Below are 13,265 nucleotides of genomic sequence, written 5' to 3'. Positions count from 1 at the left end.
CCTTATAATTACGTATAACAAACATTTAATATATTGCATATAAGTATAATACCTCTTAAATTATAAGGATTTCAACATCACAACCTCAACATCTACAAAAAAGTATTAAAAATGAAAAGTGAGGAGTTGCGTAATGATGAAGCTATCTCCCGTAATTTCAAAAAATATAGTTGCTGTTGGTTATAATCCTTTTTCTATGATTTTGCGAATCCAATTAAAGAATGGTATGTACGATTTCTTTAATGTACCAGAAAGTATTTATACTGGCCTATTACATGCACAATCTAAAAGTTATTATCATAATACTTACATTAAAAATTCTTTCCGCCACACAAAAATCTAAACTTAACACCCACTAAAAAAGAAAGGAGGTTAATCCTCCTTTCTTTTAAAAACATTTTGCAGATGAATTATCTTCGATTCCTCTTATTAATTTCATCATATGCTTGAATTTGTTTTTTCAAACGCCGATCAGCTTTTTTATCATGCACTACAAGAATTGCATGTATAACTCCTGGAACCCAAAATATTAATGTTAATATGAAATTTATGATTGCCTGAATTGGTTTTCCACAAAATAATACAGCAACAGGTGGAAGAAGAATTGCTAATAAATACATCATCCCTTGAAAACTCCTTATTTTGTATTTTATATATCACTTTTCAAAATATACGCAAAAAAACCTACTACCATTTTAATCTTAACCTACCTCTAAAATCAATGTATCTCCTTCTATTTATATAAGTATTTCAACCTTTTCATTGTTTTCTAGCCTATTTTCTTCCTCTATTGCAGTTACTCCAATTGCAGAAATTAACGTTCCTATCGCTTGTATCCAAATACCAATGAGTGCAATGGTTCTCTGATCCTTCTTATCAAAAATACTATCTTCATTTTCTCTCTCATCTTTCAATACATTTGAAACACCTTGATACGCTTGTAATCCAGCCCCTAAACTTTGCATGGTGTTACCCAGTATAATAATTTTCTGTAATACATTTATATCCAACAAAGCTGCTTCTACTCCTAAAAAAGCACCGATCGATTGTAAACTGTTCCCTGTAATGATAAGATAATCATTTTCTTTCAATTGTTCATTTATATTAAAATATGTTCCTATTACATTTGATATATTGCCTAATGCTAATAACTCAATTCCTATTTGATCAAGTAATTTACTTTGATTCTCTAAGCCTATATTTTGATTTTCTCTTTTTTCTTCCCCATCATCATAATTGCTCGCAATGATTTGTAATATATATCCGAGGGCTTGTAATGAGCTTCCTACAATAACAAGATCCGATTCAACTTTCTCTTCTCCAATAAATCCTCTTGTCGTTCCAATAGCAGCTGTAAGATTCCCTCCCACTTGAAACCATGCCCCTGTCACTTTTAAACTGCTTGGATTCATTTTTATCATCTATTTAAATATTTTCTAAAGCTTTCAAAACAAACAAATCTCACCCTTAATCTTTTATTTTATTTTTTAGATGTAATTTTGTGAATGATATAATGTGCTACTAATATAAAAGCACCTTAAAGGTGCTTTTTATATGCATGCTGGGCATGTCAATGAATCTCCATTTTTATCTATTGTTATATTCAATATATATTCAATTGCTTTATGTGACCAAGTTTCAGGTGTAGGCGATTCATTTATATATTGTGGCGCACATGACTTCAGCATCGGAGTACTAATACTCCCTCCAGGATCTAAAGCAACTACAGCCATGCCATGGGGTAATTCCAGGGCCATAGATTTAGTGATACCTTCAATAGCAAATTTCGAGGCACAATATGGCGCAAGCTCAGCCTCACCTTCTCTCCCCCAACTAGAACTCATATTAATGATAATTCCTTCTTTCCTAGCTACCATCGCTGGAACAAATGCTCTTATTACATTTACTACACCATTCACGTTTACATTTATTACATTTTCGAATTCTTGAGCCGTAATTTTCCAAAGTTGTGCATTTTGATTTACAATCGATGCATTATTTATTATCATATCGGGAGCTGTATGTGTATTAAGTATATAATTTGCCCAATTGTTAACTTGCTGAGAATCTGAAACATCAATTACTTGGAAATCATGTATTTTACTGTACTGTTTTTTTAGTTCTTCAATTTTATCTTTTGAACGTCCACAACCATATATGTTCCACCCTAATTCATGAAATCGATCAACCATCGCACGCCCTAACCCTTGTGTCACGCCTGTAATAATTACAGATTTACTAATTTCTTTTCGCTTCATTTCTCTCATCCTCCTTCCCTATATCTTACTCTCTTCATTTTTATTCAGCGATTTACTATAGTATCAACTCAACTCATACTTTGGTAATGGTTTTGATATTGTATACATAAACAAAAAAAGTAACCATCATGGTTACTTTTTGCTATATATCTAAAAATTCATTGTTTATTTCATTATTGTTTTTATATTTCAACTTCTCTTTTCCACATTTCTCACACTGGTAAATATAAACTACACCTAATGTACCTTTTTTAAAATCCTCATTATCCTGCATCTTAATAAAAACATATTTATGTTTACAATGCGATTCACCCAAATAATTTTTAAACCACTTTTTCAACACAACACATTCCACCTTTATGATAGAACCTTTATTTAGCTGCTTTATTACATACTTTTATTTAAATGTTCAATCTCATCTTGCAACTTTTTAAATTGCTCAAAATGCATGGTAATAGATTGGCTACTACCATAATCAACATTTTGTTTCACTAATATAACACCCGTATCATGAAAAAGCGCTTCAAGTTCTTTCCTAATAGACACTTTCGCAATATGAGCTGTTTTAATTGCAGATAAAATTGCAATTTCATTAAACTTTAATTTTATTTCATTTGGACAAAATGCGTCTTCAACTAATATAACTTCATTACTATAAATTAGTGCAACAAGATTACTTGATTTGGCATCTGTTAAATCAACTTTTTTCATAATATCTTTCATTACATTTTGCCTCCTTTATTTTCATATATATCAATTATACAAATTTTTTAAAAAAATTACTCAACTTTATTATATTAATTTTAACACACTTTTATTGAAATCCATGCTCCAAACGTTTTACTATTCCACAATTTTTATTATATGAACCATCTGGACTATAACTCCATATAGTAATGTTAACAACTTATTATAAAGCAGGTGAAAATTATGCCATCAGTTGTAGGAAATTTAGTTGTACAAAATAGTAATGGATCATTTAACTTAGGTGATTTCTACAACGTTTCTCCGAAAGAAAATACGAAAGCTTATAATGGTTCCGGCGCATCAAACGTTGGTTTTGTTGTTAATACTTTTAGCGGTGTTAGCGCGACCAATACATTTGATTCTGACCTTGCAGATCAAAACCAAGTGGGTACAGCCTAATCTTATGTTCAACTTTTTGTATAGAAAATTTTAATTTGTCTATACTATAATCAGGCTGTTTGACAGCTCTTATCGATTTTGGAGTACCCTATCTTTTTCTCCCTTTCCCTGGGGCTCAGCAGCTAGCACAAAGCTAGCTGCTTTTTCTTATATTATTTGTCTCATAAATCAGAAATAAAAAAAGCTGCCATTTAATATTCAGCTTCTTTTACATTATTTCAATAATATCCATAGCGTTAAATACGTAAGTTTTATAAAAGGCGTCTGTACAAATTACAATTTGTTTTACCGGATTGATATGTACAACAGTCATGTAGCTTGTTAATATGTAACCATCTTCAAAATATGTTACCAATATTTCTTTCTCAGACAGTAATGACGTTAATAATTTATCAGAAATCCTCTCTTTTGCTTCATTTGTTAAAAGCGGTTTTTGTACTTTTAATTTCTCTCCAATAATCTTTCTCATATTTAAAAGTTGTTCGGACATTACTGTAAACGGAACCCACTCTCTTTCTTCTTTTTGTATCTTTACATCGTTCATTTTTTATCTCCTTGATCATTTATACATTTATTTATTCATGCTATCCCTTAGTTATTTTTAATACTTACTAAACTCGAATTTACTTCTAAACTATAATTAGGTTACCTCTTAAAAGAACATTCGTTCTTATTATACACGAACTTACGTTCCTTTGAGAAGAGCTATACTTATTATTTCTTAACAAAAAACATAATTTTATTTATCTCCATATTTTTTCCTTTATCAAATAAACTTTTCATTTCTTATATAAAATGCATATAAAAACTAAAAGGCGACTTCACACAAAGTGAAATCGCCTTTTTCTAAAAAATATTCAAAGCTTATTTTTCTATCCTAACTAATGTTCTTTCTGGAATACATAATTCATCTATATTAAAATGATTTATTTTTAAGTTCAATTCCCCTACTCGTTCCTTATCTTCATCACCAACCCAACAACTAAATAATTCGAAATAGTCTCCATCTTCCAAATAACTTTCCATAATCTTGCATAAAGTTAAAAGTTTTTCTTTCGCTTCTTTTTTTTCCTTTACATTTTGCCACTCGACAAGTTCAATTCCCCAATTAGTTGAAACCTCATATGTGTAATTTGTTTGGAATTGATAATCTTGTACAATTTCAAGCATACTTTCATCTGAAAAACACGGTCCAAAAACAATTACATCATTAGAATCTGGATCCGTTAACGGAATTTCTACATTACAGCCTATGTAACTTGCTAAACTCATTTTATACTCCTCCAATATTCGTATAAAAAATACTTCATAGTATATTTATTTACTCAAATATAAAATCCCTGCCTAAACGAAAAAGTTTTAAATTTTTATCGTTTATTAACCATCTATAACTGAAAACATATACTATGATGAACGAACTCACAAAGCATAAGAAAAGAGAGCATTTACAACACTCTCTTTTCTTACATACTCTATGGAACTTTACAAAACTGAATCAGTGATTTTTATTATTATATTTTATTACATATACTTAGGTTGTACTATTACATGTAACTCTCTCTCTGTATCCGCTTTTTTCGGATGACGAAAATAATTAAGTTCGTACTTTAACACTTTATACTCAACCATCCCAATTTTAATCCCTTTCGTTTCTTTAATATAACTAATAAATCACTTATATTTTCATCATATGACTCAAAAATTTTCGCTCCGCCCTCTCCTTGAAAGATTACTTTCATATATTCTCCCCACCTTAATTTATTGATGTGGTAAATGACGCGTTTAAAACGATTCATTCTTTATCCTAAAATTTTCACAACAAAAAGAACATCCTTTCCAATCGAATGCTCAGCTTTTTACTAATTATCCATGTTAAATATTTATTCAAAAACATTATATGTATTATTTTTTAAATTATGTTCGATATTCATTATTAAAGAGTAAATATATGTAATAAACTTGCATAATGAAAACCGTAGAATATCCACTTTCGTTGAAATAATTATAAACCATAATTTTCCATTGTAATTCTTAATATTTAAATGTAATATTGTATTGTCTTACTATCTATTTATAACTCACACACTAATTAGAAAAGGGAACTCTATATGAGTTCCCTTTTCTAATTATGATTACAGTCATTATTTCTTTTCTAGAAATTTAAATGTATCTTTAAATTCTTTATTATTCACTTTAATATCAGCATCTTTCAATAAATCATTGACTACTTGTTGTTTCCATTTACCTGTCGTATCTTGTAGTCTTTGTTGTTCTATATCTTTACGAATTTTATCCTTTACTTCATCAAATGGCTTCAATTCTTTTTTATCCGTCACTTTAATAATATGGTAACCGTAAGTTGTTTTAACCGGATCACTTACTTGGCCTGCATCTAATTTATACGCAGCTTCCTCAAATTCTTTCACTGTTTGCCCAGGAGCAAAACCAGATATTTCCCCGCCCTGTTCCTTTGAACCAGTATCCTCTGAATACTGTTTTGCTAAGGCAGCAAAATCTTCACCATTATTTACTTTCTCCTTTATTTCTTTAGCCGTTTTTTCATCTTTTACTAAAATGTGACTTACTTTCATTTCTGGTTTATAGTTATTTTTCACATCTTTATCTGTAACTGTTGCTTTAATCGCTTTCTCAAATGCAATTTCTGGCTTCATTTTTTCTTTTAATTCATCTTCGTTTTTCAATCCAAGTTGTTCTAAAGTCGATTTAAAGTTCTCACCCATTTTATCTTTTGCTTCTTCTACTTTCTTTTTTGCTTCCTCATCTGAAACTTTATATTTATCTAACAATGCCTTACTTAACATCATTTGATATAAAGTACTTTCTCCATATTGTTGTCGTAATTCTTTACTTAATTCTTTCTCTGTAACATTCCCTACTTTTGATGTTACTACGTTGTCTGAGGAACCACATGCAGATAATGCTAGCATCACGCATGAAATAATTGTTCCAATAAATATTTTTTTCTTTTTCAATTCAAATACCTCACTTTTATCATTATGCAAATTAACTATACACAGTCATTGTGAAAACAGTGTGTTTTCTACATGTAATTCATTTCATATGAGTAGACTATGTATCATGTATTTTCATTTTTAAACGTAAAGAGTCTTCTTACTATTATGTATAGTAAGAAGACTCTTTACATACTCCTTAAAAACAATACTGCCGCTATAGTTACTTAATAATTACATATTTTTCAGGTATCCAACTATTCTGCCCGATATCTACCGCATTTCCCACTCTACCCCACACTCGAAAAGATGTCGATCCATCTATATTCCCTTTATAATTCATACATTCAGGCTCTTCATAATAATTTACTCCGTAACCGACAGGATATTTCGAAGTTGCATAAAACCATTTCACATTAAAATGTTTTAAATATGCCCACTGCTTATCGTTCCCTAAACAAATCATATCTTGCTCACCGCCTCCCCAATAACCCGTTAAGATTAAATATGGAATTTTCTGAGTGAGTGCACCTGTAAATTGAGGGGTCATGGGAGTTTCATATAAATTTATTCCGTATCCATCAGAATATTTCGAAACTGCAATACCAATGCCATTCGGTTGCTGTGTATACACTATGTTAGATTGATTTGCTTTGTTGGAATCTATAAACCAAGAAAGTGACTTATTTCCTACTAATCGATTCAGATCACATTTCCCAATCCCAGGAACATTCCCTGAATCCGTATATTGCCACATATCGCATGGATATGCTGGCTTATTCCCTCCATAACGAGGGATCCATACGAAATCAGCTTCAATATTACATGCTCCAAATGATAAATACGTGTGATGCCCTACGTATAATCCTACTTTTTCCGCACCTAAACGGCGTAATTCATCAATAAATGCCTGTGTCCCGCCTTGCATATCTACCATCGTTTGAACTTCTATGTCTGCTACCCAAAACTTAGCAGATTGATCACCACGATTCCAAAAATCTTGTGCCTCTTTCTTTGCATCAGCAATAGATATAAAACGGCAAAAAGCATAATTACCGAATGGGATACTATGCTTTTTCATTTCACTAACATAATTTTGATACATAAAATCCACCGTATTAGAGCCGTCTTGAACTCTAGCAATCACTAAATCTAGCTGAGATGCTGCAATATCCCAATTAATAGTTCCATTCCATTTTGAAATATCTACAATATACCCCATACATTCCAGCTCCTTTTGAATGTCTTATTCATAACTTGTTTTATTGTAAGCCTCCTCTCTCTAAAACTAGCTATCTATAATATAAATAAAAAGAATCTTTACTGTTTTTCAAAATATATTCTCTTTCAGAAATATTTCTATCAACTTTAACATGTATGCCACATAAAACATTCGAAATATACCCTACTATTCATTTATTATGTAATCTCGTCCTATCAATCATTTTTACAGATATTAAAAAAAATCTCCTGTATTATTAAATTATAACTTTCAGTATCGATTTCCTTTCAACTAAAAAATTTCATCCCTCATTTTCTATATATTCTTAAGTCAAAATTACTACCTCTACATGAAATTTGAGATTTAGAAAAATTTTAATTAATTGAAGTTTACTCCTATTAAATTGCAATTTTCCAACCTGAACACTATTGGTGCATAAAAAAGACATTTTCTATTACTGAAAATGTCTTTTTACAGTTTAATAAAACAACTTTGGTGCTAAATCTGTATTTTGTAATTGTGAGTTTTCACTGCTCATAACACAACTTGTGGAAAATAGAATTGGGATACCACAAACCTCATCATTCATTACATCACGAAACACATTGGCCGCAACACCTGTAAACGTTTGACATAAGTTAGAAATATCGTCATTGAAAAACTGAATGACTTCCGCAGCGAAAACCGGAAAAACAACATTCGGTCCGCCAGGGAACTGAGGCTGTACCACAACTTGTTCAAAATAAGGATTATTTTCTAGTGCTACTTGAAATAAATGAGCTATTTCAAATGCATCTAGTGGACAAGGAAATGGATTTACAATTTCATTCTCATTATTCGTTACAATAACTGTCACACTTACATTCCCAAATTGTACAAAAGATTTTAAAAGCGTTGCTAATGCTCTCGCTTTTTCGTTGCTTAACGCATGCACTAAAATAATATAATTACCACCAACAGGAATAAGCGGCCCAACTGTAACAGTTGGATCAGCACCTATTGAATTTTTTAATTCATTAAAATATGTGATCCACGGTGGCGAAAGCTGAGCTTGTACATTTTCTTCCACTATTTTATACTACCTCCTTATACCATTCTTACTAACATAATATGTAACAAACAAAAAAATGCATTAGTTATATTAACCATTTGCGTATTTATTGATTATATTAATTAAACATTTTATTTCCCATTCTCAATTTCCCCTTTACATCTTTAAGCACTTTTACTACTATAAAATTCTTTATTATAAGCAAATCCACTGAAATTTCATATTATACTAATACGACTCTATATCCATTAAATTAATAATACTCAATATTAGGAGCTGATTTCATGGAAAAAAAACCTATCGTGTTCAAAATCCCACCAAATTCAAAGCTAAAAATTACATTTTTCGGTCCTTGTAACGAAGTAATTACAAATGTGTCTATAATTAATCAACTATGCACCCCTAAATGTCAAACTATCACGCAATACCCAGACTTTAAGAAATATGTAACGGAAGTACGATCGCTATCCCGTTGTTAGTCCGCATAATGCACGATTTTCACAACTTTATTACCTAAAATAACCGAGAAAGAAAATAACTGCATTCCTAGACTAAAATTACTCATGTTATGATATTCCATTGATAATTCATTGATTTTTTACACGTTTTTATGAAAAGAACATATATTATCGTATGGAGATTATCCACTCATAAAACCTATCTTTCTTTGGAGCGTACTTTTTATGTATGCTCTTTTTTTATGTAACCGTCCCCCTTCTAAATTGACCAACAATATATTAAAATTCTTTATATACTCAAGGAGGTCAAATATGTTCAAGTTGCATCCAATACTACTCATCTTAGGATTGATTTTGTTTTTATATAGTGTAATCGCCTTTATGCTATTCTTTTCAGTGTATTAGCATTCCCTACACAAATCTATGTTCAATATATAATTTCTATATAGTAAAGAAAAAACATAATGATACGATCTTTTATGTATTCCGTCTTTCTTGTTCTATAAGAAAACTAGTAAACTTACTAACAATGCGTTTTTACAAGCATGTTACTTATTATTCTGTTTATTATCTGAAGAAGGTTGAAGCCCCTACAAATTAAACTACGTTTTACCTATTTACTTATATATTTTAGAAAAACAATAATAATCCCCCACCATTTGGTAAGGGGATTAACTAAACCTACTAAAAAATATTTAATAATCAGTTTTATTTAGTTGGAGAAGGAAATCTTGCCGCTTCAAAGTGAACCGTATTTACACCATTAACATTTTGTACAATTACGCCAGCAATACTACTTTCTGCAAAAACTTCAACTAAATCTCCTGCTTCTAATTGAAGAATAGTAGTTACGGAAACATCATTATTAAAAAATACTCCTGTTCCAAAGAAATCATTATCTATCGCTATTGCCGGATTGCCATTTACACGAATTTCTACTCTAGCTCTGTAATTTACATTAAAATCATTTGGAGAAAATGTTATATTTCCTAATACACTATATACCCCTCTAGTTTTCGGAGTAAAAATCGACGTTACTGGATTATATTCATTCGCTAGATCAAATTGTTCATTTTGAAATAATACTTTAACAGGAGTATTTGCTAGAACAGGTTGATTAACTGTATTCACAGCTCTAAATGCCGATGCCCTTACAAGCTCCTCTTTCTTATCATCACAACACTTGACCTTTACATACTTCCTATCACATTTACTACTTTTCCTATAACAATCATGACTTTCCTTTTTGTAATCTTTACAATACTTACAGTAATAATAAGACATAGTTAGTCCCCCTTTACACTTATTTTTACATAGTATGCTATATAGATTAGAATAGCTTGGACGACCTGTTACTATTTTTAATAGATTAAAAAACCCTCACCATTTCGGTGAGGGTTTACCTTTAAGCTTCTGCAAACTCATTGTTTAATGACTTTATTTAATTGGAGAAGGAAATCTTGCTGCTTCAAAATGTGCACCATCTTCTAAAGGACTTAAAACTCCATCTATACTACTTTGTGCATAAATCTCAACTTCATCCCCTGCATTCAATTGAACAATCGTCGAAACACTTACGACATTTCCAAAACTTATTGGACCAAAAAAGTCATTATCTATAGCTATCGCTGCGTTTCCATTCACACGAATTTCTACACGCGCTCTATAATTTAAAGTTGGATCGTTTGGAAAGAAACCAATCGTTCCAATAATAGAATATACACCTTTAGTCTTCGGCATAAAAATAGATGTTGCTGGATTATACTCATTCGCTAAATCAAATTGTTCATTTTGAAATAACACTTTCACAAAAGTATTAGCAGGAACATTTTGATTCACAGTATTTCTAGCTCTAAATGCCGATGCTCTAACAAGATTGTCCTTGTTATCATGGCACTTACTAGTGTTCTTACAACAATCATGATGCTTCTTTTTATACTCTTTACAATACTTACAGTAGTAATAACAAGACATACTAATTCCCCTTTCAAACTTATTACTACATATTATGTAAGATTGATTTATAAGGTTTGGACTAGCTATTTTTATTATTCATAAGGGCGCTATTAACCTGCACCCTTATTTATATACACCACTTCATTCCTTACTAGTTATAAGTTGTATACAGTCCCATATGGAATAGTCAGAAAAGAACTTCCGTACGGTGTAACTTGATGTACTGGGTAAAAATACTCTACGGATGAATAATACGGTTGTACACCTTGCTGCTGCATTTGCAATTGTTGTTGCATTTGCAATGCTTGTTGAATAGCTTGGACTGTACTTTGTGCTCCACTATACGTTATAGATGTACCATATGCTGGTCGCATACCAGTTTCAGAATTAAAATATGAATAAAACATGATTTTCAACTCACTTCCGTATAATTTATTACAAAGTATGTTATGATTCTATATTTCAGTGAGTGCTGAAAGCTAATTCACTAGCTTTTATTAAGTTTAAACATTTTTAATATAAATATCATTCTCCAAATAAAAGCACCCTCAACGGATGCTTTTTGTTTCTCGCTAAATGTTCCTACTACCATTATTCATTAGCAATACTTTAGTTGTCCACGAATTTCACCATTAGGATGTTGTACTGTATGAACATTAATATATATGTTTCCAGATATAATCTCATTTACAAGAGTGCCTAATGTTTGACCCGCTAACGGTCCAACCAAATCTTCTTGAGTAATCATTCCCGTAAGAGTTGCGCACTCTATTGAAACTGGATTTGTTATCGGTCCAAATAAAAAGGCTACAACAGGGCCGTTCGTTCCTTTTAATCCAAGATGCAGATGGGCAGCTACTACATCCTCTATATTGAATAAATCTAACTTGAACCTTAGGCTAAGCTCGTCCCGACTTAATTTAAAGAAACTCTCTCCTCGAGCATCTGTTTCTACTGGTGGAACTTCATTTCTACCACGCAACTTTGCAAAGAACATATCTATCACTCCTATAATTTTTATATTTCTAATATATTCTGACCCTTCTTATAAAGTGACAAAAAAGCAGCTGTTAGGTTAATTTTAATTTATTAAATATAATAGTTTAATTTATTAATTATATTAAATCCATACATTTAACTATTACACTTTTTAAGTTTAATCCATATACTATATTAGATTACTAGAAAGGAGGTGTAAGCATGGAAAGTTGTGTTTTGTTCGTTAATGGACAACCTCTTTTAGTCGTTTCAGTTGCTGGAATCGAAATTGCTAGATTAGAACTTTCTCTTCAAGTAGCATTGACTTTAATAGCATTAGGAATTCCAATTTGTGCATAATAAGTTAGATAGTTATAAAAAAGAGGGCTTAAGCTCTCTTTTTTATTCCTTAACATTAAAAAAGACACCAGTTGGATAATGGTATCTATTGAAATATTCACCATAAGTTTCATCACTACTAAATTAATAATCCTAATTCATGTATAATTCCTGAGAACGAATAACCATATGCAAATCCTAAAATACGAACTCCTGGATTCCATCTATGTTCTAAATCCTCATTGTACGTTTCCTTGTAATATGCTAGTTTCGAATATATGTTATATTTGTCGTTAACAATTACTTCATCACTAGAAAATCCATCCATTCTAATCTGAACAGCTACATATTCTACTCCTTCATTTAATAACATTTTTCTAATTCTTCTAATGTCTTCCGCACTATTAACCTTCTATTTAAACGGTCATTATGTTCAATAAAAAAGCAGTCACATCCAAGGTTGCAAACATATACAAAAGGCACTCTTAATGAGCATTTAATAAATTATAAGCTATTTTCTTTTCTTTTCTTACAAAATAGCTTATGGTTTTTATATAGAAATCATTCTTCAAAAAGCAAGGTTATTCATATGTCTTTTCAAAAATATAGTGATAACACTAAAATGTATTAATAAAGTGAAACTTTAATCAGTCCTCACCAATTGGGCGTTTACGGGCAGCCTGATCCCCACCTAACTTCTTTGCTTGCGCTTAATTTTGAGGTAGGGATCTTACTGCCCGCAAATAGCGGAATTAATTTGATTTTAGCGTTGGTTCCATTACAATAATTTATTAATTAAAGAGCCTCTTTCCATAGGAGCTCTCTTTCATTCTCTCAATTTAAATTTACTATTCCATTATTAATAAGTATAAGTTATTTTCTAAA

At 30.9% G+C, this 13,265-nt stretch carries 18 protein-coding genes and 2 pseudogenes; 4 read left to right on the top strand and 16 right to left on the bottom strand.

Features of this window, described 5'->3' with window-relative positions:
* Window positions 1-133 precede the first annotated feature (133 nt).
* Window positions 134-343: a KTSC domain-containing protein gene (locus tag MR136_RS15030; protein ID WP_000977081.1), complete on the top strand. Its 210-nt coding sequence runs from the start codon at window positions 134-136 to the stop codon at window positions 341-343.
* A 67-nt stretch (window positions 344-410) separates the two neighbouring features.
* Here the strand turns inward: MR136_RS15030 and MR136_RS15025 are convergent, their stop codons facing one another.
* The 5 genes from MR136_RS15025 to MR136_RS15005 form a co-directional block, all read right to left on the bottom strand.
* The gene (locus tag MR136_RS15025; protein ID WP_000990233.1) at window positions 411-623 is read right to left on the bottom strand and encodes a YqaE/Pmp3 family membrane protein; all 213 of its coding nucleotides are present in this window, start codon (window positions 621-623) and stop codon (window positions 411-413) included.
* Between the two features lie 114 nt (window positions 624-737).
* The gene (locus MR136_RS15020; protein ID WP_031312343.1) at window positions 738-1,412 is read right to left on the bottom strand and encodes a DUF6944 family repetitive protein; all 675 of its coding nucleotides are present in this window, start codon (window positions 1,410-1,412) and stop codon (window positions 738-740) included.
* Window positions 1,413-1,550: 138 nt separating this feature from the next.
* Window positions 1,551-2,258 (bottom strand): SDR family oxidoreductase, encoded by a 708-nt coding sequence (locus tag MR136_RS15015; protein WP_017674104.1) that lies wholly within the window; start codon window positions 2,256-2,258, stop codon window positions 1,551-1,553.
* Window positions 2,259-2,400: 142 nt separating this feature from the next.
* Window positions 2,401-2,601, bottom strand: coding sequence for a hypothetical protein (locus MR136_RS15010; protein ID WP_017674105.1), 201 nt, complete (start codon window positions 2,599-2,601; stop codon window positions 2,401-2,403).
* 44 nt (window positions 2,602-2,645) lie between these two features.
* Window positions 2,646-2,981, bottom strand: coding sequence for a hypothetical protein (locus MR136_RS15005; protein ID WP_000651907.1), 336 nt, complete (start codon window positions 2,979-2,981; stop codon window positions 2,646-2,648).
* Between the two features lie 207 nt (window positions 2,982-3,188).
* Here MR136_RS15005 and gerPF point away from each other — a divergent pair, with 207 nt between their 5' ends.
* Window positions 3,189-3,404, top strand: a complete 216-nt coding sequence (gene gerPF / locus MR136_RS15000) for a spore germination protein GerPF (RefSeq protein WP_001141569.1) — start codon at window positions 3,189-3,191, stop codon at window positions 3,402-3,404.
* Window positions 3,405-3,612: 208 nt separating this feature from the next.
* On the opposite strand, the gene MR136_RS14995 is transcribed toward gerPF, so the two are convergent.
* The 6 genes and pseudogenes from MR136_RS14995 to MR136_RS14970 all read right to left on the bottom strand — a co-directional run bounded on the left by MR136_RS14995 (window position 3,613) and on the right by MR136_RS14970 (window position 8,667).
* A complete protein-coding gene (locus MR136_RS14995) occupies window positions 3,613-3,948 on the bottom strand; it encodes a YolD-like family protein (RefSeq protein ID WP_002024004.1) in 336 nt (111 codons plus the stop codon).
* Between the two features lie 320 nt (window positions 3,949-4,268).
* The gene (locus tag MR136_RS14990; RefSeq protein WP_000050503.1) at window positions 4,269-4,676 is read right to left on the bottom strand and encodes a KH domain-containing protein; all 408 of its coding nucleotides are present in this window, start codon (window positions 4,674-4,676) and stop codon (window positions 4,269-4,271) included.
* Between the two features lie 249 nt (window positions 4,677-4,925).
* Window positions 4,926-5,143, bottom strand: a pseudogene (locus tag MR136_RS14985) (hypothetical protein).
* A 402-nt stretch (window positions 5,144-5,545) separates the two neighbouring features.
* The gene (locus tag MR136_RS14980) at window positions 5,546-6,397 is read right to left on the bottom strand and encodes a peptidylprolyl isomerase PrsA (protein ID WP_000727348.1); all 852 of its coding nucleotides are present in this window, start codon (window positions 6,395-6,397) and stop codon (window positions 5,546-5,548) included.
* A gap of 202 nt (window positions 6,398-6,599) precedes the next feature.
* On the bottom strand, window positions 6,600-7,598 hold the full coding sequence (locus MR136_RS14975) for a glycoside hydrolase family 25 protein (protein ID WP_017674106.1): 999 nt from the start codon (window positions 7,596-7,598) through the stop codon (window positions 6,600-6,602).
* A 478-nt stretch (window positions 7,599-8,076) separates the two neighbouring features.
* Window positions 8,077-8,667 (bottom strand): hypothetical protein, encoded by a 591-nt coding sequence (locus MR136_RS14970; RefSeq protein ID WP_000392281.1) that lies wholly within the window; start codon window positions 8,665-8,667, stop codon window positions 8,077-8,079.
* Window positions 8,668-8,933: 266 nt separating this feature from the next.
* Between MR136_RS14970 and MR136_RS14965 the strand changes: the two genes are divergently transcribed.
* Entirely contained in the window at window positions 8,934-9,128 is a 195-nt protein-coding gene (locus MR136_RS14965) for a hypothetical protein (RefSeq protein WP_000412555.1), read from the top strand.
* Between the two features lie 687 nt (window positions 9,129-9,815).
* On the opposite strand, the gene MR136_RS14960 is transcribed toward MR136_RS14965, so the two are convergent.
* From MR136_RS14960 to MR136_RS14945, 4 genes are all read right to left on the bottom strand, one after another.
* Window positions 9,816-10,391, bottom strand: a complete 576-nt coding sequence (locus MR136_RS14960; RefSeq protein ID WP_000122943.1) for a complement C1q domain-containing protein — start codon at window positions 10,389-10,391, stop codon at window positions 9,816-9,818.
* A gap of 153 nt (window positions 10,392-10,544) precedes the next feature.
* On the bottom strand, window positions 10,545-11,081 hold the full coding sequence (locus MR136_RS14955) for a C1q-like domain-containing protein (RefSeq protein WP_001278088.1): 537 nt from the start codon (window positions 11,079-11,081) through the stop codon (window positions 10,545-10,547).
* Between the two features lie 137 nt (window positions 11,082-11,218).
* Entirely contained in the window at window positions 11,219-11,470 is a 252-nt protein-coding gene (locus tag MR136_RS14950) for a DUF3947 family protein (RefSeq protein ID WP_000500098.1), read from the bottom strand.
* Window positions 11,471-11,661: 191 nt separating this feature from the next.
* Window positions 11,662-12,060 (bottom strand): CHRD domain-containing protein, encoded by a 399-nt coding sequence (locus tag MR136_RS14945; RefSeq protein WP_061457156.1) that lies wholly within the window; start codon window positions 12,058-12,060, stop codon window positions 11,662-11,664.
* 203 nt (window positions 12,061-12,263) lie between these two features.
* Here MR136_RS14945 and MR136_RS14940 point away from each other — a divergent pair, with 203 nt between their 5' ends.
* Window positions 12,264-12,401: a DUF3956 family protein gene (locus MR136_RS14940; protein ID WP_000443219.1), complete on the top strand. Its 138-nt coding sequence runs from the start codon at window positions 12,264-12,266 to the stop codon at window positions 12,399-12,401.
* Between the two features lie 118 nt (window positions 12,402-12,519).
* Here MR136_RS14940 and MR136_RS14935 read toward each other — a convergent pair.
* Window positions 12,520-12,785, bottom strand: a pseudogene (locus tag MR136_RS14935) (hypothetical protein).
* Between the last annotated feature and the right edge of the window lie 480 nt (window positions 12,786-13,265).

Source organism: Bacillus cereus group sp. BfR-BA-01311 (assembly GCF_022664295.1).
In the GTDB taxonomy this organism is placed as follows: Bacteria; Bacillota; Bacilli; order Bacillales; family Bacillaceae_G; genus Bacillus_A; species Bacillus_A cereus.
The sequence above is the reverse complement of the archived record's forward strand: the minus strand, read 5'-3'. Positions and strand labels throughout refer to the sequence as shown.

Bases quoted from the DNA above. Each gene is read 5' to 3' on its own strand.
- gerPF (WP_001141569.1), top strand. From the start codon at position 3,189: ATGCCATCAGTTGTAGGAAATTTAGTTGTACAAAATAGTAATGGATCA.
- MR136_RS15020 (WP_031312343.1), bottom strand. From the start codon at position 1,412: ATGAATCCAAGCAGTTTAAAAGTGACAGGGGCATGGTTTCAAGTGGGA.
- MR136_RS15015 (WP_017674104.1), bottom strand. From the start codon at position 2,258: ATGAAGCGAAAAGAAATTAGTAAATCTGTAATTATTACAGGCGTGACA.
- MR136_RS14945 (WP_061457156.1), bottom strand. From the start codon at position 12,060: ATGTTCTTTGCAAAGTTGCGTGGTAGAAATGAAGTTCCACCAGTAGAA.
- MR136_RS14990 (WP_000050503.1), bottom strand. From the start codon at position 4,676: ATGAGTTTAGCAAGTTACATAGGCTGTAATGTAGAAATTCCGTTAACG.
- MR136_RS14975 (WP_017674106.1), bottom strand. From the start codon at position 7,598: ATGGGGTATATTGTAGATATTTCAAAATGGAATGGAACTATTAATTGG.
- MR136_RS14940 (WP_000443219.1), top strand. From the start codon at position 12,264: ATGGAAAGTTGTGTTTTGTTCGTTAATGGACAACCTCTTTTAGTCGTT.
- MR136_RS15005 (WP_000651907.1), bottom strand. From the start codon at position 2,981: ATGAAAGATATTATGAAAAAAGTTGATTTAACAGATGCCAAATCAAGT.
- MR136_RS15030 (WP_000977081.1), top strand. From the start codon at position 134: ATGATGAAGCTATCTCCCGTAATTTCAAAAAATATAGTTGCTGTTGGT.
- MR136_RS14955 (WP_001278088.1), bottom strand. From the start codon at position 11,081: ATGTCTTGTTATTACTACTGTAAGTATTGTAAAGAGTATAAAAAGAAG.
- MR136_RS14965 (WP_000412555.1), top strand. From the start codon at position 8,934: ATGGAAAAAAAACCTATCGTGTTCAAAATCCCACCAAATTCAAAGCTA.
- MR136_RS14995 (WP_002024004.1), bottom strand. From the start codon at position 3,948: ATGAACGATGTAAAGATACAAAAAGAAGAAAGAGAGTGGGTTCCGTTT.
- MR136_RS15025 (WP_000990233.1), bottom strand. From the start codon at position 623: ATGATGTATTTATTAGCAATTCTTCTTCCACCTGTTGCTGTATTATTT.
- MR136_RS14960 (WP_000122943.1), bottom strand. From the start codon at position 10,391: ATGTCTTATTATTACTGTAAGTATTGTAAAGATTACAAAAAGGAAAGT.
- MR136_RS14950 (WP_000500098.1), bottom strand. From the start codon at position 11,470: ATGTTTTATTCATATTTTAATTCTGAAACTGGTATGCGACCAGCATAT.